At 71.5% G+C, this 23975-nt stretch carries 22 protein-coding genes; 12 read left to right on the forward strand and 10 right to left on the reverse strand.

Translation table 11 applies throughout. The annotated features are described in order from the left end of the window. Positions 1 to 13: 13 nt before the first annotated feature. The 4 genes from KNO15_RS12870 to hpaH all read right to left on the reverse strand — a co-directional run bounded on the left by KNO15_RS12870 (position 14) and on the right by hpaH (position 4158). Entirely contained in the window at positions 14 to 712 is a 699-nt protein-coding gene (locus KNO15_RS12870; protein WP_241704131.1) for a GntR family transcriptional regulator, read from the reverse strand. Continuing rightward, entirely contained in the window at positions 694 to 2283 is a 1590-nt protein-coding gene (locus tag KNO15_RS12875; RefSeq protein ID WP_241704132.1) for a fumarylacetoacetate hydrolase family protein, read from the reverse strand. Before KNO15_RS12875 ends, KNO15_RS12870 begins: the two co-directional genes overlap by 19 nt. A gap of 298 nt (positions 2284 to 2581) precedes the next feature. Continuing rightward, entirely contained in the window at positions 2582 to 3388 is an 807-nt protein-coding gene (locus KNO15_RS12880; protein WP_241704133.1) for an aldolase/citrate lyase family protein, read from the reverse strand. Further along, positions 3373 to 4158, reverse strand: coding sequence for a 2-oxo-hept-4-ene-1,7-dioate hydratase (hpaH, locus tag KNO15_RS12885; protein WP_241704134.1), 786 nt, complete (start codon positions 4156 to 4158; stop codon positions 3373 to 3375). Before hpaH ends, KNO15_RS12880 begins: the two co-directional genes overlap by 16 nt. 303 nt (positions 4159 to 4461) lie before the next feature. Here hpaH and KNO15_RS12890 point away from each other — a divergent pair, with 303 nt between their 5' ends. The 6 genes from KNO15_RS12890 (at position 4462) to KNO15_RS12915 (ending at position 13185) form a co-directional block, all read left to right on the forward strand. Beyond that, complete coding sequence (locus KNO15_RS12890; RefSeq protein ID WP_241704135.1) at positions 4462 to 5982, forward strand: ABC transporter substrate-binding protein; 1521 nt, start codon at positions 4462 to 4464, stop codon at positions 5980 to 5982. 77 nt (positions 5983 to 6059) lie between these two features. Next, entirely contained in the window at positions 6060 to 7001 is a 942-nt protein-coding gene (locus KNO15_RS12895) for an ABC transporter permease (protein WP_241704136.1), read from the forward strand. Continuing rightward, a complete protein-coding gene (locus KNO15_RS12900) occupies positions 6998 to 8803 on the forward strand; it encodes a dipeptide/oligopeptide/nickel ABC transporter permease/ATP-binding protein (RefSeq protein WP_241704137.1) in 1806 nt (601 codons plus the stop codon). Before KNO15_RS12895 ends, KNO15_RS12900 begins: the two co-directional genes overlap by 4 nt. Further along, a complete protein-coding gene (locus KNO15_RS12905; RefSeq protein ID WP_241704138.1) occupies positions 8800 to 9672 on the forward strand; it encodes an ABC transporter ATP-binding protein in 873 nt (290 codons plus the stop codon). The genes KNO15_RS12900 and KNO15_RS12905 overlap by 4 nt, the downstream gene beginning before the upstream one ends. Then, on the forward strand, positions 9642 to 11984 hold the full coding sequence (locus tag KNO15_RS12910; protein WP_241704139.1) for an arylsulfatase: 2343 nt from the start codon (positions 9642 to 9644) through the stop codon (positions 11982 to 11984). Before KNO15_RS12905 ends, KNO15_RS12910 begins: the two co-directional genes overlap by 31 nt. A gap of 55 nt (positions 11985 to 12039) precedes the next feature. Continuing rightward, positions 12040 to 13185 carry a hypothetical protein gene (locus tag KNO15_RS12915; protein WP_241704140.1) on the forward strand — a complete coding sequence of 382 codons (1146 nt, stop codon included), beginning with the start codon at positions 12040 to 12042 and terminating at the stop codon, positions 13183 to 13185. Positions 13186 to 13372: 187 nt separating this feature from the next. Here the strand turns inward: KNO15_RS12915 and KNO15_RS12920 are convergent, their stop codons facing one another. Further along, the gene (locus tag KNO15_RS12920; RefSeq protein WP_241704141.1) at positions 13373 to 13951 is read right to left on the reverse strand and encodes a hypothetical protein; all 579 of its coding nucleotides are present in this window, start codon (positions 13949 to 13951) and stop codon (positions 13373 to 13375) included. Positions 13952 to 14212: 261 nt separating this feature from the next. Between KNO15_RS12920 and KNO15_RS12925 the strand changes: the two genes are divergently transcribed. The 5 genes from KNO15_RS12925 to KNO15_RS12945 all read left to right on the forward strand — a co-directional run bounded on the left by KNO15_RS12925 (position 14213) and on the right by KNO15_RS12945 (position 16540). Then, a complete protein-coding gene (locus KNO15_RS12925; protein ID WP_241704142.1) occupies positions 14213 to 14785 on the forward strand; it encodes an RNA polymerase sigma factor in 573 nt (190 codons plus the stop codon). 4 nt (positions 14786 to 14789) lie between these two features. Then, positions 14790 to 15293 carry a hypothetical protein gene (locus KNO15_RS12930; RefSeq protein ID WP_241704143.1) on the forward strand — a complete coding sequence of 168 codons (504 nt, stop codon included), beginning with the start codon at positions 14790 to 14792 and terminating at the stop codon, positions 15291 to 15293. Positions 15294 to 15390: 97 nt separating this feature from the next. Next, positions 15391 to 15609 carry a hypothetical protein gene (locus tag KNO15_RS12935; RefSeq protein WP_241704144.1) on the forward strand — a complete coding sequence of 73 codons (219 nt, stop codon included), beginning with the start codon at positions 15391 to 15393 and terminating at the stop codon, positions 15607 to 15609. A 10-nt stretch (positions 15610 to 15619) separates the two neighbouring features. Further along, positions 15620 to 16168, forward strand: a complete 549-nt coding sequence (locus tag KNO15_RS12940) for a hypothetical protein (RefSeq protein WP_241704145.1) — start codon at positions 15620 to 15622, stop codon at positions 16166 to 16168. Between the two features lie 93 nt (positions 16169 to 16261). Further along, on the forward strand, positions 16262 to 16540 hold the full coding sequence (locus KNO15_RS12945) for a DUF4190 domain-containing protein (RefSeq protein ID WP_241704146.1): 279 nt from the start codon (positions 16262 to 16264) through the stop codon (positions 16538 to 16540). A gap of 210 nt (positions 16541 to 16750) precedes the next feature. On the opposite strand, the gene KNO15_RS12950 is transcribed toward KNO15_RS12945, so the two are convergent. From KNO15_RS12950 to KNO15_RS12970, 5 genes are all read right to left on the reverse strand, one after another. Then, positions 16751 to 18001: a multidrug effflux MFS transporter gene (locus KNO15_RS12950; protein WP_241704147.1), complete on the reverse strand. Its 1251-nt coding sequence runs from the start codon at positions 17999 to 18001 to the stop codon at positions 16751 to 16753. Then, on the reverse strand, positions 17998 to 18996 hold the full coding sequence (locus KNO15_RS12955) for an alpha/beta hydrolase (RefSeq protein ID WP_241704148.1): 999 nt from the start codon (positions 18994 to 18996) through the stop codon (positions 17998 to 18000). The genes KNO15_RS12950 and KNO15_RS12955 overlap by 4 nt, the downstream gene beginning before the upstream one ends. Beyond that, entirely contained in the window at positions 18993 to 19967 is a 975-nt protein-coding gene (locus tag KNO15_RS12960) for an alpha/beta hydrolase (RefSeq protein WP_241704149.1), read from the reverse strand. Before KNO15_RS12960 ends, KNO15_RS12955 begins: the two co-directional genes overlap by 4 nt. Positions 19968 to 20032: 65 nt before the next feature. Continuing rightward, on the reverse strand, positions 20033 to 20995 hold the full coding sequence (locus KNO15_RS12965) for an aldo/keto reductase (RefSeq protein ID WP_241704150.1): 963 nt from the start codon (positions 20993 to 20995) through the stop codon (positions 20033 to 20035). A 44-nt stretch (positions 20996 to 21039) separates the two neighbouring features. Beyond that, positions 21040 to 22149 carry a zinc-binding dehydrogenase gene (locus KNO15_RS12970; RefSeq protein WP_241704151.1) on the reverse strand — a complete coding sequence of 370 codons (1110 nt, stop codon included), beginning with the start codon at positions 22147 to 22149 and terminating at the stop codon, positions 21040 to 21042. 123 nt (positions 22150 to 22272) lie between these two features. On the opposite strand from KNO15_RS12970, the gene KNO15_RS12975 reads away from it, so the two are divergent. Continuing rightward, positions 22273 to 23820, forward strand: coding sequence for an amidohydrolase (locus tag KNO15_RS12975; protein WP_308220441.1), 1548 nt, complete (start codon positions 22273 to 22275; stop codon positions 23818 to 23820). The last annotated feature ends 155 nt before the right edge of the window (positions 23821 to 23975 follow it).

Here is a 23975-nt window from a genome sequence, read left to right on the forward strand (position 1 = left end):
GTCGGGGATGAGGTCAGTGGTGGGTGTGCTCGTCCTGATACGCGTGGAAGGCGTCCAGGGTGGCGAGCCGGTGCCGGCGCGCGGCGAGCTCGATGTCGAGGGGCTCTGCGCCCGACTCGATGAGGGAGACGATCTGCTCGTGCTCGGCGACCGACTCGCGGGCGCGGCCGGGCACGAAGCTGAAGACGGAGTCGCGGAGGACGGCGAGCCGGTTCCAGCCGCGGTGCACCAGGTCGAGGATGTGCGGGTTCGGGCACTCCTCGAACAGCACGGAGTGGAACTCCTGGTTGAGCTGCGTGAAGCGGTGCGGGTCGAAACCGTCGAGGCTCGCGATCATCGCCTCGTTGACCTGGCGCGCGCGGCGCAGGTGCTCGGCGGTGAGGCGTGGTGCGGAGAGCTGCGTCGCCGCACCTTCCACGAGCGCGAGCGTCTCCATCGTGTAGGTGTACTCGGTGGGGTGCAGGAAGGCGACCTGGGCGCCGACGTTCTTCTCGAACGTCACGAGGCCCTCGGCCTCCAGGCGCCGGATCGCCTCGCGCACCGGCACGACGCTGATGCCGAGCTCGCCCGCGATCGACCCGAGCACGAGCCGGTAGCCGGAGACGTACCGGCCGTCCTCGATCCGCTCGCGGATGAACTCGTAGGCCAGCTGCGATTTGCTCGGCGCGACGGCTTTCAGGGCCGGGTCGGCCTTCAGCGCTGTGTCAGCCATGCGGCGTACCTCTCTTTCCACGCGGCGTTCATCGGGAACAGTCCGTCGACCCGCTCGCCGGCGGCGACCATCTCGGCGATGAACTCCTCTTCCCGCTCCTGCTCGATCGCGTCGGCCACGACCTCCTCGACGAGGGAGGGCGGGATGACGAGGAGGCCGTCGGCGTCGCCCACGATCACATCGCCGGGCTGCACGGTGGCGCCGCCGCAGGCGATCGTGAGATCGGTGTCCCACGGCACGTGCTTGCGCCCGAGCACCGCGGGGTGCGGGCCGGCCGAGTAGGTCGGGATGTCGAGGGCGGCGACGACCGCGAGGTCGCGCACACCGCCGTCGGTGACGATGCCGGCGGCGCCGTTGACCTGCGCGCGCAGAGCGAGGACGTCGCCGACCGTTCCGCTGCCGCGCTCGCCCCTGGCCTCGATGACCAGCACCTCGCCTGCGCCTACGGAGTCGAAGGCGCGCTTCTGGGCGTTGTAGCCGCCGCCGTGGGTCGCGAAGAGGTCCTCCCGGTTGGGCACGAAGCGCAGCGTGCGCGCGGTGCCGATGACCTTCGCCTCCGGGCGCGTGGAGCTCAGGCCGTCGATGCTCACGTTGTTCAGGCCGCGCTTGCGCAGCTGCGAGCTGAGGGTGGCGGTGGCGACGGAGGCGAGCTTGGCGCGGAGTTCGTCGGTGAGGACGAATCCCGGCTGTTCCGTTTCAACCTCGGTCGCAGGCTCGGTCCTCGGTCGCAGGCTCCCTCGGCGCTGGGGTCGCAGGATCGCTTCGCGCTCCTCTTCAGCTCCACCGCGCGGCGCTGGGGTCGCGGCATCGCTCCGCGCTGCCTCTGAGCTCCACCGCGCCCAGGCCTCGGACCTTTGGAGGTCGTCCACGCTCGGCTTGGACCCGAAGTCGCCGAACGGCACGCTGCCCTCGGTGATGCGGGTGACCAGGCGGCCGGAGGTCGGAGCGCCGGCAGCGGTCGGAGCATCGACCTCCACCTCCACGACGTCGCCGGGCTGCGTGACCGACGAGCCGGCGGGGGTGCCGGTGAGGATGACGTCGCCCGGCTCCAGCGTCATCAGCTGAGACAGGTCGGCGACCAGCCGCCCGAACGGGAACAGCAGGTCGTCCGTCGCCCCCTCCTGCACGAGTTCGCCGTTCAGCCAGGTGCGCACCCGCAGGGCATCGGGGTCGACGGATGCGGCCGGGATGACGTCCGGGCCGAGCGGGGTGAAGCCGTCGCCGCCCTTCGAGCGGACGTTGGAGCCCTTGTCGGCGGCGCGCAGGTCGTAGAGGCCGAAGTCGTCGGCCGCGGTCACGCCCGAGACGGCGGCCCAGCCGTCCTCCGGCGCGACCCGGCGGGTGGGCCGGCCGATGATCAGGGCGATCTCGCCCTCGAAGGCGAGCAGCTCGGTGCCGGCCGGGCGCTCCAGCTCGCCGCCGGTCGACGCGATCGACGACGCCGGCTTGAAGAAGTACGACGGCTGCGCCGGGGTGCGGCCGCGCTGGGCGGCGCGGGAGCGGTAGTTGAGGTGCACGGCGATGATCTTGCCTGGCCGGCCGATGCCGCTCGCGGGGCCGATGTCGCTCACAGGTGGAGGCTCCTCGTCGTCGGGGATGGGTGGAACGTATTCGTGATTGTATACGATCCATCCGGGGTTGGACAAGAACGGGGTGTCCGTAGTTCCGGAGATGGGGCGCGACGCGCCGGACGAATGCCCGTAACTCCGGAGATCGCGGGCGGATGGCGCCAGACCTCCGGAGTCGGCAACGGCCCGCGAGCGTCCGTACGTCCGGAGGTCGCGGCCGGATGGCGGCGGATGTCCGGAGTTACGGCGCGAAGCGCCGCGGGCGCGGTCGCGGCTCCGGAGTTGGCGCCTGCCCGCAGCATCAGTACGCCGCCGCGGAGCCGCCCGCGGGGCCGATGAAGCGGTCGGCGAGGGCCTCGGAGGCCCGCGCCAGCAGCGTGACATCCGAGCCGACCAGCAGGTACGCCGCCCCGGCCTCCGCATATCGGTCGGCGGTCGCCGGGTCGAACGCGTTGACGCCGACCGGTGTGCCGGCCTCGCGGCCCGCGCGGATCACGCTCTCGACGGCCGCGATGACGTCCGGGTGGTTCTGCTGCCCGAGCAGGCCGAGGGAGGCCGCCAGGTCGGCCGGACCGACCAGCAACGCGTCCACGCCCTCGACCGCGGCGATCCCGCCCGCCGCGGCGAGCGCCTCCGCCGTCTCGATCTGCACGGTCAGCGACACCAGCTCGTGCGCGCGGGCCAGGTAGTCCGGGATGCGGCTCCAGCGGGAGGACCGGGCGAGCGCACTGCCGACGCCGCGCACGCCGAGCGGCGGGTAGCGCACGGCGCGCACCATCGCCTCGGCCTGCTCGACGCTGTCGACCATCGGCACCAGGACGTTCTGCGCCCCGAGGTCGAGCAGCTGCTTGAGGATGGCGGCGTCGCCGATCGGCGCGCGCACGATCGGCGTGACCGGGTAGGCGGCGACCGCCTGCAGCTGGGCGAGGATCGACTCCAGCCCGACCGGCGAGTGCTCGCCGTCGATGAGCAGGAGGTCGAGGCCGCTGCCCGCACAGATCTCCGCGGCCAGCGGGCTGCCGCCGCACGACCACATCCCGTACAGCGTGCGGTCGGCCGTGCGGAGGCGGTCGGCGAGCGTCGGCGCTGAGGTCAGAGGAATCGGCATGTCACGGCCCCCAGGGTCCCGTAGTCGGCGTGGATGGTGTCGCCGCGCTCGACCCACATCGGGCGCGTGAACGAACCGGCGAGGACGATGTCGCCGGCCTCGAGGCGGGTGCCGTGCTGCGCGAGCTTGTTCGCGAGCCAGGCGACCCCGGCGGCGGGGTGGTCGAGCACGGCCGCCGCGACGCCGGACTCCTCGATGGTCTCGTTGCGGTAGAGCAGCGCCCCGACCCAGCGCAGGTCGACGGCGTCGACCGCGACCGGCCGCCCACCGACGACCATGCCGCCCATCGCGGCGTTGTCGGAGATCGTGTCGACGATGGTGCGCCCCTGGAGCTCGATGCGCGACGACAGGATCTCCAGCGCCGGTACCACGTACTTCGTGGCGTCGAGGACGTCGAAGAGCGTCACGTCGGGCCCGGCGAGCGGCCGGTCGAGCACGAACGCCAGCTCGACCTCGATGCGCACGTTCGAGTACTGGTCGAACGGGATGACGGAACCGGTCTCGTAGACCATGTCGGCGAAGATCGCGCCGTAGTCGGGTTCGGTGATGCCCGTCGCCTGCTGCATCACCTTGGAGGTCAGGCCGATCTTGCGGCCGACGAGGCGCCGGCCGGCGGCGAGGCCCCGTTCGACCCAGACGCGCTGCACGGCATAGGAGTCCTCCACCGTCATGCCGGGGTGGCGGGCGGTCAGCAGCGGGACGGTCGTGCGGTCGCTCTCGGCTGTCGCGAGCTCGTCCGCGATGGCCTGGATGGTCGGGCTGTCGAGCACCGGTGGCTCCCTTCGACGTCGTAGGGGACGGGGCCGATCGCCCCGTGAGGATCGTATATCATCCCGTACATTGCGGCCACCTCCCCGCGTCGCGCGATGCGCCGAACGACGATCGCCCTGCGCCGATTTCGCATGCGAGCCGCGCCATGTCAGGCTTTTCCCATCGTTTTTCTCCGCTAGTTGCCTTTCTTGTCAACAACTGTAGAATTACCGCCACGACACAGCGGAGTGTCAGCCGATCGCTGGATCGACGTCTGCTGTTTCGAGTTCCACTCCCTGCCTAGCGAACCGAGAGAAGACACCATGAAGAAAGCCTTGATCGCGGTGGCCGTGGCCACCGCGACCGTGCTGGCGCTGAGCGCCTGCGGCTCCGGGGGAACCGAAACCACACCCACGAAGGCGGCGGCCGGCGGTCCGCTCAACATCGGCAACTTCGCCGACGTGACGAGCTGGGATCCGTCCCTGGCCGACGTCGGCTTCGACGGCCCCTACCTGTCGGCGGTCTACGACCCGCTGATCGCGGTGGACGGCGACGGCAAGCCCGTGCCGGCCCTGGCCACGAAGTTCGAGACCTCCACCGACTACAAGACCGTGACACTCACCCTGCGCACCGGAGTGAAGTTCTCCGACGGCGAGAAGTTCGACGCCGCCGCGGCCGTCAAGAGCCTGAACTACCTCAAGCAGGGCGCCCGCAGCGGCGAGGCCTACGCGAGCGTCGACAAGTTCGAGGCCGTCGGCGACGACACCGTGAAGATCGACCTGAAAGAGCGCGACGACACGCTGCTCTATTTCATGGGCATCGGCCGCAGCTACATGATGGCGCCCAAGGCGATCGACGCCGGCACGCTCGCCAAGGAGCCGGTCGGATCCGGGCCGTACACGCTCGCCTCCACGAGCGTCGCGGGGTCGGAGTACCACTTCACCAAGGTGAAGAACCACTGGGACGCCAAGCAGTTCCCGTTCGACCCGCTGGCGATCTACCCGATCCAGGACGCGACCGCGCGTGACAACGCCATGATGTCCGGCCAGATCAACGTGAACTACGCCGACGACACCGCCCTGCAGCAGGCGAAGCAGAACGGCTGGAACATCGCGGAGAAGGTCTCCGGCTGGGTCGGCCTCCAGTTCACCGACCGCGCCGGCCAGAAGTTCAAGCCGCTCGGCGACGAGAAAGTCCGCCAGGCGCTGAACTACGCGTTCGACGGCGCCAGCATCCTCAAGTCCGTCGGCAACGGCGCAGGCAAGGTCTCGAACCAGGTGTTCCCCGCCGGGATGCCCGGCAACGTCGCCTCGCTGAACACGATGTACACCTTCAACATCAGCAAGGCGAAGGCGCTGCTGGCCGAGGCCGGCTACCCGAACGGGTTCTCACTGCACATGCCGATGTCGCAGGTCTTCCAGGTCTGGCAGCCGGTGGTCGATCAGACCTTCGGCGACCTCGGGATCAAGGTCACCTGGGACGACATGCAGTACATGGACTACCAGAAGAACGCCCCGACCTACCCGATGTTCGTCGCTTTCCTGTCCATGGACTCCAACCCGGTCGCGACCGTGCAGCGCATGATCAACCTGCCGCAGTGGTACAACCCCACCCCGGAGGTCGACCAGTTCCCCGACGTGCAGGCCGCCGTGCAGAAGGTGCTCACCGCCGACCCGAGCGACCAGATCACCCAGATCGAGGCACTCAACAAGCTGGTCACCCAGAAGGCGTGGTTCTCGATCTGGTACCAGGCCAACAACAGCTACACCTCCACCTCGAACATCGCGATCACCCCGGTGGTCGGGATGATGTTCCCCACGCTGCGGCAGATCGCAGTCAAGTAGCACCTCGGCACGACCAGGGGCGGGCCGCGCAGCCGGCGCGACCCGCCCCTCCCCCACAACCGGCAGGAACCCCGCACATGATCAGATTCACCGTCAAGAGGCTCATCTCGGGCGTGATCCTCTTGCTGGCCGTCTCCATCGGCACCTTCTTCCTCGCCCACGCCGCCATCGGCGACCCGACGGCCGGCCTCCTCGGCAGCTCTGCGACGCCGGCGCAGCAGGCGGCCCTCGCCGCCAAGATCGGCACCGACCGCCCGCTGCTCGTGCAGTTCTGGGACTGGGGCAGCCATGCGCTCGTCGGCGACTTCGGCGACTCCTGGCGCAACTTCCAGCCGGTCAACGCCCAGATCGCCATCAAACTCCCCGTGACACTCTCGGTCGTCACCGCGGCGACCCTGCTGTCGGCACTCTTCGGCGGCCTCTTCGGCGTGCTCGCCGGCCTGCGTCCCGGCAGCGTGCTGGACAAGATCATCAAGGCCGCGTCCGTCATCCTGTTCGCGCTTCCGGGCTTCTGGGTGAGCCTCGTGCTCGTGATCTGGTTCGCCGTGAACCTCCGGTGGTTCCCGGCCGTCGGCTACGTGCAGCCCCAGGTCAGCGTCGACGGCTGGCTGCGCTCGATCACCCTGCCGGCGGTGGCGCTGTCGCTCGGCGCGATCGTCATGATCGCCGAGCAGCTGCGCAACGCCATCATCTCCACCAACAACCAGGACTTCGTGCGCACGCTGCGCTCGCGCGGCCTCTCCCAGCGGCGCGTCGTCGTGCACCTCGTGCGCAACGCGGCGCCGGCCTCCCTGACGGTGCTCGCGCTCATGTTCGTCGGCCTGCTCGGCGGCGCGATCGTCGTGGAGCAGATCTTCTCCCTGCCGGGGATCGGCGCTCTCACCTCGGGCTCCTCCCAGAACGGCGACATCCCCATCCTGCTCGGCATCACGGTCATCACGGTCATCTTCGTGGTGGTCGTCAACTTCCTCCTGGACGTGGTGCTCGGCTGGATCAACCCGAAGGCGCGTGTGCAATGACGGCGACCGAAGTCCTCATCGACCCAGGCCCTGCGGCGGCACCACGCCGCGGCTCCACGTTCACACGCTTCCTGAAGCGGCCGGCGGGCGCCGTCTCGCTCGGCGTGCTCGTGATCGTCGTGCTGGTGGCCGTGCTCGCTCCGCTGCTGTCGCCGCACGACCCCAACTTCGTCGACCTCGCGCTCACCAAGGCGCCGCCGAGCCCCGCGCACCCGCTCGGCGGCGACAGCGCGGGGCGCGACGTGCTGAGCCGGCTGATCTGGGGCACCCAGTCCACGCTGTGGGGCGCGTTCGTCACGATCGTGGTGGCCATGCTCGTGGGCGTACCCGCCGGCCTGGCCGCGGGCTATTACGGCCGCACCTTCGACCGCACGGCGACCTGGGTCAGCGACGCCCTGCAGGCGGTGCCCGGCATGATCATCTTGCTGATCGTCGCCGCCGGCACGCGCAACGACTTCACCGTGCTGATGGCGACTCTCGGCGTCTTCATGGCTCCCGGGTACTTCCGGCTCACCCGCTCGACGGTACTCGCCGTGCGCAACGAGCCGTACGTGGATGCCGCCCGCGTCTCGGGTCTCGGCGACGCGCGCATCCTGTCCAAGCACATCGTGAAAGCGGTCTACGCCCCCGTCATCATCCAGACCGCGCTGACCGCCGGGCTCGCGATGGGCATGCAGGCTGGCCTGCAGTTCCTCGGCATCGGCGGTGCGAAGACGCCCGGCTGGGGCGCGATGATGAACGAGGGCTTCCGCACGATGCTGACGACGCCGTTGCTGCTGCTCTGGCCGTCGCTGGCCCTCGGTATCACGATCGCGGCCCTTGCCGTGCTGGGCTCCACCCTCGCGGACGTCGTCAGCGTCAAGACGCCCGTGCACCGTCGGCGCAAGCGGAGTGCACTCCGCGAGCCGGCCGCCGTCACGACCTCCACCGGCGCGATCGCGCACAAGTCGGCCGACTCCGCCGTCCAGCTCAAGAACCTGCGCGTGAACTACGCGACGGCGGACGGCGGCGAGCTCGAGGTCGTGCACGGCATCGACCTGGACGTCGCCCCCGGCGAGGTGCTCGGAATCGTCGGGGAATCCGGCTCGGGAAAGTCGCAGACCGTCTTCAGCATCCTCGACCTGCTCCCGGCGGGCGGCGCCTGCGCGGCGGACGCCATCTGGATCGGCGGCAGGGACGTCACGAAGCTCCCGCACGCCGAGCGCCAGAGGCTGCTCGGTCACGAGATCGGCTACATCCCGCAGGAGCCGATGTCGAACCTGGACCCGTCGTTCACGATCGGGCACCAGCTCATCGAGCCGCTGCGCGCCGTGCACAAGCTATCGAAGGCGGATGCCCGCCGACGCGCACTGGGGGTGCTGGAGCGGGTCGGCATCGTCGATCCTCCCCGCGTGATGAAGTCGTACCCGCACCAGCTCTCCGGTGGCATGGCGCAGCGCGTGCTCATCGCCGGAGCGATCGCGGGCAAGCCGTCGGTGCTCGTCGCAGACGAGCCGACGACCGCGCTCGACGTGACGGTGCAGGCGGAGGTGCTCGAGCTGCTTCGCGAGCTGCAGCGGGAGTACCGGATGGCGCTCGTGATCGTCACCCACAACTTCGGCGTCGTCGCCGACATCTGCGATCGCGTCGCCGTGATGCGGGGCGGCGAGATCGTGGAGGTGGGTGAGGTCGATCGGATCTTCGCGAGCCCGGCGAGCGCCTACACACGCGAGCTCATCGCCGCCTCGCTCGACGGGGCGGAGAGCCGCTCCGAGCTGGACGCGGCGCACGATCCCGAGACCAGAAAGGCGGTGCCGGCATGACCGCACCCACCGCAGCCGTCCCCGCTCCCGTGCCTACGGCGCCCGGGTTCGAGCCGCTGCTGTCCGCGAAGGACGTCGTGGTCGACTACGGCCAGCGCCGTGGGTCCTTCCGCGCGCTCAAGGAGGTCTCGATCGAGGTGGGCGCCGGCGAGTGCGTCGGGCTGGTCGGCGAATCCGGCTCGGGAAAGTCCACGCTCGGCAAGGCGATCCTCGGGCTCGTACCCGTCGCCTCCGGCAGCATCGAGTTCGACGGCCGCGACATCACCCGACTCAAGGGCGCCAAGCGGCGCGAGCTCGCCTCCAGCATCCAGGTCGTCTTCCAGGACCCGTACGGATCGCTGAACCCGGCGATGACGATCGGCGACATCCTGGCCGAACCGCTGACCACCGCGGGCACGTCCCGCAGGGAGGCGCGCGCGGTGGTCTCCGAGATGCTCGACCGTGTGAAGCTCCCTTCGAACGTGCTCGACCGCTATCCGAAGGAGTTCTCGGGAGGTCAGCGCCAGCGCATCGCGATCGCCCGGGCGCTCGTGCGCAAGCCGCGGCTGATCGTGTGCGACGAGCCCGTCAGCGCGCTCGACCTCACCACTCAGGCGACGATCATCGACCTGTTCATCGAGCTGCAGCGCGACACCGGCGTCTCGTATCTCTTCGTCTCGCACGACCTGGGCGTCGTGCGGCGCATCTGCCACCGTGTCGCGGTGATGTACCGGGGCGAGATCGTGGAGACCGGGGACGGCGAGCAGCTCACGCGCGACCCGCAGCACCCGTACTCCCGGCGGCTGCTGACGGCCTCCCCGATCGCCGACCCCGTGAAGCAGGCCGAACGTCGGGCGGCGTGGCTGAAGCTGCGGGAGCAGGCGGCGTGACGGGCGACGCGGCCGGGTACCCCTCGCGCGGCTACGAGCGATTCACGGGCGTCGCCGCGGAGGTCACCAGCGCCTCCACCCCGGCCTGGCCGCCGCGCCTTCGCGCGCGGGAGGGAGCACCGAACGTCGTCGTGGTGCTGCTGGACGACCTCGGGTTCAGCGACTTGTCGCCGTTCGGCAGCGAGATCGCCACGCCGGCCGTGCAGGAGCTCGCCGAGACCGGCTATCGCTTCACCAACTACCACTCGACTCCGGTCTGCTCCCCCGCCCGCGCCGCGCTGCTGACCGGCCTCAACCCGCACCGTGCCGGGTTCGCCTCCGTCGTCCACGCCGATCCCGGCTTTCCCGGTTACGTCATGGAGATCGCCGAGGACGTGCCCACGATCGCGCAGTCGTTCCGAGCGTCCGGCTACGCGACGTTCATGGTCGGCAAGTGGCACCTGACGACGGAGTCGAAGATGAACGACGGCGCCGACAAGTCGTCGTGGCCTCTGCAGCGCGGCTTCGACCGCTACTACGGGTCGATGGACGGGTTCACGACGCTCTTCCATCCCCACCGTCTGGTGTGCGACAACTCGCCCGTGATCGTCGACGACTACCCGGACGACTACTACCTCACCGACGACCTCACCGACCGCGCGCTGGGGATGGTGCGGGCGCTGCGCGCGAACGACGCGGACAAGCCCTTCTTCCTGTACTTCGCGCACCACGCCGTCCACGGCCCGATCCAGGCCAAACGCCAGGACATCGAGAAGTACCGCGGCGCCTACGAGCGCGGCTGGGACCACGTGCGCTCGGAGCGCTTCTCGCGTCAGGTGCGCGACGGGCTCTTCCCCGCCTCGACAGAGCCCGCACCCGGGGACACCGCGTGGGAGGACCTCACCGCCGAACAGCGCGACCTGTTCGCGCGCTACATGGAGGTGTACGCCGCAGCCGTCGACAACGTCGACCAGAACCTCGCTCGGCTCCTCGACGAGCTGCGCGAACTCGGCGAGTACGAGAACACGATCGTCGTGGTGGCGTCCGACAACGGCGGAACGGGCGAGGGCGGCCCCGAGGGCACACGCAGCTACTTCAGTCAGTTCGTGCAGCTCGCCGGCCTCCCCGCCGACTGGGAGCGGGATGTCGACCGCGACCCCGACCTGATCGGCGGCCCGCGAGTGCACGCGCACTATCCGGCCGGCTGGGCGCGCGTCTCGAACACGCCGTTCCGCCTCTACAAGGGCTCGACCTACGAGGGCGGCATCCGCGTGCCGCTCGTGGTGTCGTGGCCGGCGGGACTGCCTCGCGCCGACGGCGACGACGGCATCCGGTCGCAGTACGCCTACGTCACGGACCTCGGGCAGACGCTGCTGGAGCTCGCGGGCGTGCCGCGGTTGGCGTCGCCGCACGAGGTGGACGGCCTCCCCTTCGACGACGTGCTGCGCGACGCCGCGGCGGCCCCCTCGCGCACGGCGCAGTACTCGGAGTTCGCCGGCAACCGGGCCTACTCGCGCGGGCCGTGGAAGATCGTGACAGCTCACCGCTGGGGTGACACGTACGACGACGCCGAGTGGCGGCTGTACGACACCTCGAGCGACCCCACCGAGCTGGTCGACCTCTCCGGGGAGGATCCCGAGCTCGTGGCCGAGCTCGCGGAGGAGTGGCGCCGCGCCGCCTGGTGGAACACGGTGTTCCCCCTCGATGACGACGGCTCGCTGTTCACCCACCGCCCCTCGACCGAGCTGGAGCTCGAGCGCCCCGTGACGCTCTACCCCGGAACAGCGACCCTGGAGCGGTTCCGGTCGGCGAAGCTCACCAAGCTGCGCAGCTTCGACATCGTCGTGCGCGCCGACTTCGGCAGCGGCGAGGGCGTGCTCGTCGCGCACGGCGACCAGGGCGGAGGCTATGCACTGTCGGTGCGCGACCAGGTGCTCGAACTCGCATACAACGAGTACGGGCGCATGCATCGGGCGTCGGGAGCGCTGGGGGCGCTGGCGACGGCGGGCGAGAGCGAGGTGCTGCTGCGCTTCGCCGCCGAGCCCGGGCTGCGCTGGCGGGTGAGCGCGTGGGCGGGCGCCGACGCTGACGTCGCCTCCCAGCTGTTCGAGTTGGAGCCCGTGCTGCAGTTGCTCGGCATGGCCCCGTTCACGGGCATCAGCGTCGGCCTCGACCGTGGCGGGCCCGTCGACTGGGACCGCCACGTCCTCCGCCGGTCGAATCCGTTCCAGGGCGCGCTGCGCTGGGTGCGGTACGTGCCGGGCGAACGGGCCCCGGAGAACCCGGAGGTCATCATCCCGGTCGAGGAGGCCGTGGCCCGCATCTACGAGTAGGCGCCGCGACGCAGAATCCGTTTTGTTCATGGACGTTAACCACTAGGGTGACGCCATGGACACTCCGGGGGAATCCAGCACTCGTCGCGATCAGTACACGCTCGTGCCCGGTATGACCGCCTACCGGGCGAGCCTGATCTTCCGGAGGAGCACCGCTGCGCTCAGCCTCGTCTGGGTCGTCCTCGGCGTCGGCGTCGGGCTCTTCCTGGGCGCCACGAGTCGGCGCGGTGCCATGACCGCCTCCGACGCCGCCTTGCTGGCCGGCGTCCTTCTCGTCCCTGCCCTGGTGATCGTCGCCTTCGTCGTCTTCGTGTCGCGGCGCGACCGCGCCGAGGCCGCAGCCGGCTACACGACCCAGACCTCCGGACGGGTCGCCTTCGACCAGGTCGATCCGGTCACCGGCGTCGTCATCCGCCGGGCGCACTCCGCCGTGCTGACCCTCCCCCCGGCGGAGGCCGGTGGTCCGGCTGAAGCCGGTGGTCCGCCCGAGCCCGCCTCGGCGCCCACGACGGCGACGTACTTCGCGGTGCCTCCGGACGAGGGCAGAGGAGCCGCAATCGTGTACACGGCCGCTGCGGTGCTGTTCGCGGTGCTCTTGACGGCACTCCTCCTACCTGTGGCCCTCAGCGTGCCGGACGGGCCAGGTCGCTCAGGAGTGCTCATCGGGCTCGTTGCGGCAATCGTGGGCGTCCCGCTCCTGGTGGCTGCAAGCATGGGGCTCGGCGTCCTCCGGACGCGCGGCCGGATCCGTCGGTTCGCGACCGTCCGGCCCGGCGAAACCGTCTTCCTCTCGCCGCAGACGCCCGAGCTCCGACAGGCGCTGAAAGCGGCAGGAGGCACCACTCCTCACCTCGGCCTCGGCGGCGCGGTCGTCGTATCGGTCGGATTCGACGGCATCCGGCTCTGGAAGGGCAGCCCGGACGCAGAACCTCGCTTCACACTGACCTGGGATCGCGTCGACCACGTCCAGGCGGGCACCCTCATGGTGGCGTCGGGCAGGACGAGGGTGCCGTACCGCACGGCCCACGTCTTCCAGAAGGGCACCCCGCCGATCGACCTGCCGCTCCCCCTCGTCAACCCGCGGGGTCAGGGCACCGCCCGCGCCGGCTACGCCAACGACGTGCTCGGCTCCATGGCCCGATTCACCACCGTGCTGCCCGCGCACGAACCGGTGCGGCGGAGGCGACCGGCGCGGAAGTAGAGTCCGCAGCGGGCGCGCCGAGCCGCTTCAACAGAGCGCGCCAACGCAGAGAAGGGCCGCACCCGTCGGGCGTGTCGAGCTCGCGGGTGCGGCCGGTGCGGCTGTCGGATTTCAGCGAACCCCCTTCACTGTCCGACGGCCGCGGCCTGACGACGTCTGCTGCTCCGCTCTCCCCTCGACGAGCGGATCAGCCGGAGACGCGCCAGGACTTCGCGAGGTCGTTCATCGATCCGACCGAGCTGAGCGAGGTCCAGTAGCCGGTGCTGGATCCGCCGTAGTTGGTGCTCGAGAACACGGCCGTCTTGCAGCCTCCATAGCTCTTGAACGACGAGACGCGGTTGTACCAGCCGATCGGGCCGATGTCGGTGAACCCGTACGCGGTGGTGGCGCAGCTCCCGCTGCTGACCGACATCGTGTACGAACCCCCGCCGTAGTTGTTGTCGTCGTAGATCGTCGAGACCGCCGTGCTCGCCAGCGCCCCCGCCGGCGCGAGCGCGGCCTCGCTGCGGGCGTCGACCTTCAGCCCGGACACGCTCTCGCCGTCGGGGATGATCAGCCGTACGCCCTGCTCCTCGGCCACAGCGGCGACCAGGTCCTCCCCCGTCTTCACGCACAGACTCTGCCCGGTGTCCACGGCGTACCAGCAGCTCTCGTCCGCGGCCGCGACCGGCGGAGGCGCCACCGCAGGAGCGGCCGCGACGGCGGCGTTCGCCCCCAACGCCGTCATCGCGACCGCCAGCCCCAGAACGGCCACCCCTGCACTCACGCGCGCGCGTCTCCCCATAGTCACTCCCCTGCAGCGAATGCATCACCCGATCACGGCCGGTACCCCAGTCAAGACGCAATCGCCGGTCCCACGCAACGGGCCACGGGCGACACGCCGACAGCGCAGGCCGTTTTGAGACGCATCCGTCTGCGCGCACATACGAGCCGACACGCCCACGTCACGCTCCCTGAGATCGCGTGAGACGATTCCGCGCGAGCGGACATGATGTCAGTGAGACGCACATTCGGCGTAAGGGGGACCGTGTACGCGCCAACGCCCGAATCGACGGGGAGCTCGGTCGATGACCGGCCCGCCGTCGAGCGGCTTCGGCACGGCGATCGCGACGCCCTGACCGAGCTGTACCAGCGGCACGGAGCGAGCGTCTACTGGAACGCGTACGGCGTCCTCCGCTCCCGGCCGGACGCCGAGGAGATGACGGCCGACGCCTTCCTGACGCTCTGGACGCGCCGACGCGAGGTGCAGCTCTACGGCGTCTCCGTCCTCCCCTGGCTGATCGTCACGGTCAAGAACCTCAGCCGCAACCGCCTGCGCGCGAACCAGCGCAGGACGGCGGATTCGCTCGACGCCGCCGACCCGCCGTCGGCCCGCGCCTCCGCCGAAGAGCTCGCGGCACTCGACGAGGCGATGGCGCTCGTCCGCGAGGTGGTCGACCGGCTGCCGGCCGTCGACCAGGAGATCTTCCGCCTCTGTCTGGTCGAGGAGCTCACCTACAAGGAGGCTGCGGCCGCGCTCGGCCTCAAGCACGGCTCCGTGCGCAACCGCCTCTCCCGCATGCGCACGCGCCTGCAGAGCGAACTGGGACCGAGGAGCTGAGGACATGACGACGAACGCAGCACCCCTGCTCCCCGCGGGAGCGGACGCCCGGATCACGGCGCTCCTCGACGACGGGCTGACCCGCTACACGCGCCGGCAGAAGAAGCGCGGCCGCATGATGGCGGCAGCCGCGGGCGCCACCGTCGTGCTCGGCGCCGGGAGCCTCGCCTGGGTCACCCTGGCGCCGCACGTGCAGCAGACCAGGTCGGCGTACTGCTACAGCGCCGACAGCGTCGACTCCCGCTACACGCAGGTCGGCCTCCCCGACGAGCAGACCGGCCCGAACGGAACGTCGCAGGTGCCGACGCCCGCCGACCGCGCCGCCAGTGCCGTCGACCTCTGCTCCTCCGCGTGGACCGCCGGGATCCTCGGCGACAGCACCGGCGTCCCTCCGCTCGTGGTGTGCGTGCGGCCCGACAACGTTCCCGCGGTGTTCCCGCGGAAGCCCTCCGACACCCGCAGCGATGCGACGTTCTGCTCCGACCTCGACCTGGCACTGGAAAGGTGACGCCCATGAATCCGTCCATCCGACCCGACGCGACCGACCTCCCGCCGACCCACAGCGTCGACATCAGCTGGGCGGTCGACCTCGGCCTCCAGCGCGCGTGAGCGGCCGCTGCGACAACTGCCGGAGACGCCTCTCCGGCGAAGGCAGGCGGACCGCGACGCGCGTGCTCTGCGAGGAGTGCTTCACGCAATTCACCGGGCTCGCCGCGGGATTCCTGGCCGCGGGGACCGTCGACGACGCCATCAGCACGGCCGACTGGCTTCAGCGCGTGAAGGATGCGGGTCGACAGGAGCTGGAGGCGCCTCGTGCCGGGTAGCGTTGGCGGGATGACGCGAACGGAAGCGGAGCCGGGCCTGTCCGAACTGGGCGAACGCATCTGCATCCTCGGGCCGTCGAACAGCGGCAAGTCGACGCTCGCCGCCGCGATCGGCGCGACGACCGGGCTGCCCGTCGTGCATCTGGACGTGCTGCGATTCGTCCCGGGCTCGCACTGGATCGAGCGCGACCCTGACGAGTTCGGCCGCCTCCACGACGCCGCGATCGACGGGGAGCGGTGGGTCATGGACGGCGACTACTCGCAGTGGCTCCCGCAACGCCTCACCCGGGCGACGGGACTGATCGTGCTGGACATCTCGACACCGACCAGCCTCGCGCGGTACGTCCGGCGCACCCTCTTCGAGCGCGACCGCCTCGGCGGCCTCGACGGCGTGGCCGACCGGCTGGACCCGGCGATGATGCGCTGGATCGTCACCCGGACGGCCGGGAATCGGGAGCGCTACCGCGAACGCGCCAGGTCGGCGGGCATACCGTCGATCGTGCTCGCGTCGCGGGGCGCGGTCAGACGGTTCTACGCCGCGGGCGACCTGCGACGATGAGGTTGCGGTGAAGCCGCTGTGCCGTCAGACTATGTGCGCTCGGGCCGGACGAACCGCTGGCCCAGCGACCTGTACCCGTCTGAAAGGAACCCGATGAGCGAGTCCGCTCCGTACCAGCAGCCGTCCGCCCCCGCCGGAGACTACCCCGGCAAGACCCTCGGAATCGTGGGACTGATCCTGGCGATCATCCTCCCCCTGGTCGGCCTGATCATCAGCATCGTCGCCTCCAGCCAGTCGAAGAAGGCCGGCTACTCCAACGGCCTCGCCAAGGCCGGCATCATCGTCGGCGCCATCCTCGTGGCACTCGGCATCATCGTCTCGATCATCTACGGCATCGCGGTCGGCGCCGCGCTGTCGAGCGTGAACGGCTGAGGTTCGCCGTCTGCTGTGGCCGGCCGTCCCGCTGTGCGGGGCGGCCGGTTCTGCGTGAATCTCTCGAACGACCGCCGTCACCAGTACGTGAGTCCACGCCCTCTGGTCACCTGCTCACGCATCCGACGTGTTCATCAACGCGGGAATCGCTGCGGGGGCGGGGCGCTGGCGTCTGCATCGTCTTTCTCGTCGTCGACCTGGTCGCCCGGCTCATACACCGCCGCGTGACGACGCCGGAGGACCGACACGACTGACGCGAGCCACTCCTCGCCGCAACACCACCCCAGCCCCCACCGCCCCCACCGCAGCCACCCCCGCCGCCACCGCGATCGTCACCGCCATCGCGTGCGCCGACGTCCCGCCCAGCGCTGCCAACGGCCCGACGAGCGGCCCGACCGTGAACGTCACCGTTCCCAGCACGGCCGCCGCCGTGCCCGCGCGCACCGCGTGCCCGCCGAGTGCGATGGTGGTCCCGTTCGGCCCGCCCAGACCCGACGCGAACAGGAACGCCGCGAGCGACGCGAGCACGCCCGTCATCCCCCAGCCGAGCAGGACCACCGCCAGCAACAGCATCGCCGCCAGCGCCGTCGCGAGCTGGCCGATCAGGTACAGCCGCCCCGGCCCGAGGCGCAGCACGAGCGCGCGGCTCAGCTGTGCGCCGAGCAGGTTGGCGAGCGCGTTGACGGCGAAGAACAGGCTAAACAGCTGCGGGCTGAGGCCGAACCCGTCCTGCAGCACGAAGCTCGACATCGACAGGTACGCGAAGAAAGCCGTTCCGCCGGCCGCCGCGGCCGCGACGACGAGGACGTAGACCGGGTCGCGGCCGAGGGCGTGCAGGTGGGAGGCGACCGTGCGCATCCCGCCGGAATGACGGGAGGCGGCAGGCAGCGTCTCCCGCAAACCCGTGAACGCCAGCACGAAGAGGCCGAGACCGATCGCGGTGAGCGCGGCGAAGATCCCGCGCCAGTCGAGCACGAGCGCGAGCGCGCCTCCGACGACGGGGGCGACGATCGGGGCCGACGCGCTGACCAGGGCGAGCAGGGACAGCATCCGGGACAGGTCCGCCCCGCTGTACAGGTCGCGGGCGACGGCCAGCGTGATCACCAGTCCGGCCGAGCCGGCGAGGCCCTGCAGCAGCCGCGCCACGAGCAGCAGCTCGACGCTCGGCGCCAGCACGCACGCCAGCGAGAACACCGTGAACAGGGCGACGCCGATCAGCAGCGGCCGGCGCCTCCCGAACCGGTCGGAGAGCGGACCGGCCACGAGCTGGCCGACGCCCAGCCCGATCATGCACACCGACATCGTCGCCTGCGCGAGGGCGTCGCCGGTGTGCAGGGACGCCGCCAGCCGGGGCAGCTGCGGGAGGTACAGGTCCATCGAGAGCGGGCCGAACGCCTCCAGCAGCCCGAGCACCAGGACGCTGCGCCGCACGCTCATCAGCGGCGGCGCTGCGACGGTCACGCGAGTCGCAGGGTGCGGCGCACCCAGCTGTCGCGGGCGGCGAGGGCGGCACGCGAGACGATGGCGTCCGGCGAGAAGCCGGCGAAACCGTGGTAGCCGCCGCTCCAGACGTGCAGTTCGGCGGGCCCTCCCGCCGCCCAGATGCCGGAGGCGTAGGCGACGGCCTCGTCGCGGAAGACCTCTGCGGCGCCGACCGCGATGTAGGCGGGCGGCAGGCCGGAGAGGTCGGTCGCCCGCGCCGGCGCCGCGTAGGGCGACACGGTGTCGCCGAACCGGTCCGGGCCGAGGATGGCGTTCCACGCGGTGTCGTTGTTGTTGCGGTCCCAGGCGCCGATGCCGTCGTACTGTGCGGCGGACACGGTGTCGTCGCGGTCATCGAGCATCGGGCAGTCGAGCAGCTGCCCGGCGAGCCGGGGGCCGCCGCGGTCGCGTGCCATCAGCGCGACGGAGGCCGACAGGCCGCCGCCGGCACTCGCTCCCGAGACCAGCAGGCGCTCGGTGTCGACGCCGAGCTCCTCCGTGTGGGAGGCGAACCACTCCAGGGCCGCGTAGCAGTCCTCCGCGCCTGCGGTTCCGCGGGGGCCGGGACCGGCGTCGGAGGCCTCCGGGTGCAGTCGGTACTCCACCGCGACCCCGACCGTGCCGAAACGCACGGCGAAGTCGATCAGCTCGCCGGTGCCGAAGAAGCGGGTGCCGAGCACCTGACCGCCGCCGTGGATGCTCAGGACGCCGGGAGCGGCGGCCTCCGCCCGCACCGGTCGCACGATCGTCACCGCCACCGCCGGAGCCCCGGGCGGTCCGGGGATGAGCCGGTCCTCCCACTCCACCGGCAGCCCGGCCGCCTGCTCCGCGATCGGCGGGATGATGGTCGCGAAGTGCGCCCGGTTGGCCAGGATGGTGTGCCCACGCAGCGGGATGCGCTCCACGAGGTCGAGGAACGCCGCGAGACCGGGCTCCAGCTCGCTGTCGTAGGGGACGGGCCGTGGCGCGGTCACAGCCCGAGCACCCTCCGCAGCCAGGAGAACCGCGCCGCCAGCGCCGCCCGCGTGAGCTCGCTGTCCGGCGCGTACATGTCGAAGCCGTGGAAGCCTCCCGACCAGACGTGCAGCTCCGCGTCGCCGCCGACCGCCCAGATCCGGGAGGCGTACTCGACGTCCTCGTCGCGGAACGGCTCGGCGGCGCCCACCTCGATGTACGCGTGCGGCAGCCCTGACAGGTCGGTCGCGCGGGTCGGCGCGGCGTAGGCGGGAGCGCGGTCGCTGAAGGCGAGCTCCTCGCCGAGCACGCACTCCCAGGCGAGCAGGTTGGTCTCGCGCGTCCAGGTGCCGATGCCGGCGTACTGATGGCTCGAGACGGTCGTGTTGGTGTTGTCGATCATCGGACACAGCAGCAGCTGTCCGGCGAGCGCGGGGCCGCCGCGGTCACGGGCGAGCAGGGCGACGGCGGCGGAGAAGCCGCCTCCGGCGCTGCCGCCCATCACCACGATGCGATCGGGGTCGGCGCCGAGCTCTGCTGCGTGCTCAGCCAGCCAGACCAGGCCGGCGTAGCAGTCCTCCACCCCGGCCGGGTACGGGTTCTCCGGGGCGAGCCGGTACTCGACGTTGACCGCGATGACGCCCAGCTCCTCCACCAGCTGCACGAGCCGGCCGGTCTCCCAGCTGCGGTGGCCGACGATCATCCCGCCGCCGTGGATGTTGTACAGCACGGGCAGCGCGGGGCGCGACGCGTCGTGGCCGCGCGGGGTCAGGACGGTCACCTCCAGGTCGGGCGCGCCGGCCGGGCCGGGGATGACGCGGTCCTCCACGTCGATGGGCCGGCCGCCGATGACGGCCTCCGCCGACGGGAACACGGACGCGGCCCCGTGGCGCATTCCGGGCAGCGTCTCCCGGCTGAGCGCCGGCTGCGGGTCGGCGGCCAGGGCGTCGAGCACGGGGGCGATCTCGGGGTCGAACGGGACGGGGATCATGGGGTGTCCTCTCGGTGGTTCGGGATGGGGCGGGAGTGGTCCACGCGGGTGGAGGGGGTGGGACGTCACGGCCCCTCCGGGTCCACGACTCCGCGGTCGGCCCAGAACGGCTCGACCCTCGCGCGGATCGTCTCGGCCCCGACGCGCTCGACCAGCGCGACCGCCTCGAGGTTGGCGAGCAGCTGCTCGAGGCGGCTGGCCCCGAAGAGCGTGGTCGCCGTCGCCGGGTGGGTGAGCGAGAACGCGACGGCGAGCTGCGCCGGGGTCGCCTCCAGCTCGTCGGCGAGCGCGACGAAGGCGGGCAGCTCGGCCACGATGCGCTCGCGGATCGCGCCAGGGTCGCGGCCGACCTCGCGGCCGGGGGCTGCGTTCCCGGCGAGGATCCCGCCCTCCATCACGTCGGAGGCCTGCATCGCCAGGCCCTGCTCCCAGAGCCGCGCGAACGGCTCGCCATCCGGAATGGCGCGGCGCGCCACGCTGTACTTGAGCTGCGCGAGCTGGGGACCCGGCACCCCCTCGGCCGCCGCGATGTCGATGAGCGCCTGGAGATTCGCGGCCGACCAGTTGTTGACGCCCCAGGCGCGGATCAGGCCCGACTCCGCCAGCCCGGCGAGGTCGACGACGAGGTCGCGCAGATCGAGGTCGTCGCGCCGCAAGTCGCCGAGGATCACCAGGTCGGCATACTCGCTTCCGACCCGGAACAGCGCGTGCTCGAGCTGCGGGCGGAAGCCGCCCTCGCCGTATCCCTCCAGCCAGAGCTTCTCGGAGAGCAGGTAGCGCTCGCGCGGGAGGCCGGCGGCGCGCACGATCGCCGAGAACAACACGTCGGTGAACACCGGCGGCTGCATCCCCCTGAACCCGTAGACACCGACGTCGAAGAGGTTCACGCCGTGCTCGACGGCCGAGGAGACGAGCTCGACGGCGTCGGTGAAGTCCATCCGGTCGTACGTGTGCCAGGAACCGAGCGACAGTACGCCGGTCTCCAGACCGGAGGCTCCGATCGGGCGGGTGGGGATGCGTTCGGTCATGGGTGCGGTGCTCCTCGTCGCTGGGGGATCTGATGGGCGCGGTCTCAGCCGAGCCGCGGGTCGATGACGGCCTTGATCTCTCCGAGGGAGGCCATCGTCGCGATCTTCTGCGACGCGTCGGCCAGCCCGACCGGGGCGCTGAAGAGCTCGTCCCACGGCATCCGGCCGGCGAACGCGCGGAAGAACTCGATCGCCCGGTAGTAGTCGGCGATGTCGCCGTTGAGCGAGCCGACGACCGTCAGCTCCTTGCCCATGATCGTGCTGAGCGCGACCGCGTCGCCGGCGGGGCCGGTTGAGCCGACGATCGCGAACGTTCCGCGCTGGGCGGCCATCGCGAGTGCCTCGGGCCCGACGCTCGGTGCGCCGGCGACGTCGAGCACGAGGTCGGCGCCCTGTCCGTCGGTGAGTTCGAGCACCCGTTGCACGGTGGCGTCGGAGCCGCCGGCGATGTCCACGACCGCGTCGGCGCCGAAGCGCCGGGCCGTCGCCAGGCGGTCGGCGGGAGCCCCGACCGTGATGACGGTCGCGGCGCCGGAGAGGTGCGCGACCGCCGTCGCGAAGATCCCGAGGGCGCCGGAACCCTGGATGACGACACGTGAACCCGGTCGCACGCCGCCCGCACGCTGGAACGCGCGCAGCACGGTCTTGGCGGCGCAGCCGGCCATGGACGCCCAGGTGTCCTTCACCTCGTCCGGCAGCAGCAGTTTGGCGGCGCCCGGGGTCACGTACGCGTGATCGGCGAGCCCGGCCGTCGCGTACGGCGGCACGTCGGAGCGCTGCAGGAACCCGTAGCCGCGCCGCGAGCAGTGCACCGGTTCGCGCAGCACGGTGCAGCCGAAGCACTCGCCGCAGGTCGACTCCGACCAGCCGATCCGGTCGCCCGGCTTCAGCGCCCAGCCCAGGGTGTCGTGCGCGCCGTCACCGACCGCGACCACCTCACCGACCATCTCGTGGCCCAGCACCATCGGCAGCATCCCCGGGAAGGTCATCTTCCCCGACCAGATCTCGATGTCCGTGCCGCACAGCGTGGTGCAGCCGATCCGCACCAGGGCCGCGCCCGGCTCGAGCGTGGCGGGCAGCGGGAGGTCCTGCAGCGTGAGCGGCTCGCCGTGCGCGGTGAGGACGGCGGCGCGAGTGGTACTGGGGATCGTCATCGAAAGCTCCAGAGGATCGGACGCGGATTCGTCGTCGGTGTGGGTTATTCTACATACGTTGACCAAAATAGCCAGGTCGACGACAGCCAGGTCGGCTGCGAGGCCGACCCGAAGGAGGACTCCGTGCACGTCACCCCGACCGGCGCAGGCCCGGCCAACGCCACTCCGACCGGCGCGACCCGGACCGGCGCGCGCGCCGACGCCCCCGCCGACCTGGTGCTGCGCGGCGGCGTCGTCCACACGCTCGATGCCGCCGAGACCACCGGCGAAGCCGTCGCGATCCGCGCGGGCCGCATCCTGCGGGTGGGCACCAGCACCGACGTGGAGGCGACCATCGGCCGCCGCACGCGGGTGATCGACCTGGACGGACGCGCCGTGCTGCCCGGGATCAACGACTCCCACCTCCACGCCGCCTGGCTCGGGGCGATGTGGCCGCGGACGGTGTTCGGCGGCGACGCCTCGGGTGCACCCGACAGCGATGCGCCGTCAGCCGGGTACTCGGGCGACCACGGCGCGCTCGACGATCGGGCTGCCGGTTCCGGCGCAGGGTCCGGGGCCGCCCCGGTGTCCGACCCGCACGACGCCTCCGCCTCCGCTCCCCAGTTGAGCACGCGGGAGGAGCGCCGCTCGGCCATCCTCCGCGCCGGGCGGCTGATCGCCTCCCTCGGCATCACCAGCTACACCGAGCCCGGCCTCGGCCCGGGAGAGGACGGCGGCGCGACCGGATGCTTCGGCCAGGACGTCGCCGACGCCTACGTCGAGCTGGAGACCGAGGGAGCTCTGACCGCGCGCGTCACCGTCCTCGCACTGTTCGGCGTGCTCGACGGGCCGAGCTCGCTGAGCGGCGTGCTCGACGGTCTTCGCACCCTGAGCCACGAGACCGAGCGCCCGCAGCGGCTGCGGGTCGCCGGCGTCAAGGTCTTCGCCGACGGGATCCCGCCGATGCAGCAGGCCTGGACGCGGCATCGCTACCCGGACGGCGGCCAGGGCGGCCTGCTGGTGGAGGGCGCCGACGCCACCGAGCGCCTGGAGGGTCTGCGCGCGATGATCCGCGAGGCGAACCGGCTCGGCCTCCAGATCGGCGTCCACGCGACGGGCGACCGCACGATCGACGCCGTCGTGGAGGCCGTGGCGGCCGCGCTCGAGGAGGTCCCGACCGGACTGCGCCACTACATCATCCACGGCGACCTCGTCACACCCGCCGCCCTCGCGCGCATGGCCGGCCTCGGGATGGGCCTGAACGTGCAGTCCGGAATCGCCGTGCGCACGGCGCCGTGGCTGGCCGGGGTGCTCGGCGACGACGTCGCCGCCGCCGCCTGGCCGCTCGCCGCCGCACGGGCGGCCGGCGTGCCGGTGTCGCTGAGCTCTGACGCGCCGATCCTCCCCCCGGACTGGCGGCAGGGCATCGCGGACGCCGACGCCTGGCTGGGTGCCCCCGCCCCCGGCGAGGAGCGCGCCCGGATGCGCGAGCTGCTGCACGCGTACACGACGGTCCCCGCCCGGCAGGACGGCGCGGAGTCGTGGAAGGGCACCCTCGAGCCGGGCAAGGCCGCCGACCTGGTCGTCCTCGGTGCCGACCCGCTGCGCCTCGCGCCGGCCGAGCTGCCGGCTGTGTCGATCGACCTCACCGTCGTCGACGGCGCGGTCGTCTACGAGCGCACGGCCTCCTGAGCCGCGCCCGCGTCGCCCCGCGCGCGCCCGCCGCGCCCGCGCCCGCCGCCTATCCCGCTGGCCCCGCCGAGCGCCGGGTCCGCAGGCGACTGAAGGGCACGTAGCCGCCCCTTTCGGGTGCCGAGGGGCACGTTGTTGCCCCTTCCAGCGCCCGG

The sequence above is a fragment of the Leifsonia shinshuensis genome (assembly GCF_022606355.1).
GTDB classification, from domain to species: Bacteria; Actinomycetota; Actinomycetes; order Actinomycetales; family Microbacteriaceae; genus Leifsonia; species Leifsonia shinshuensis_B.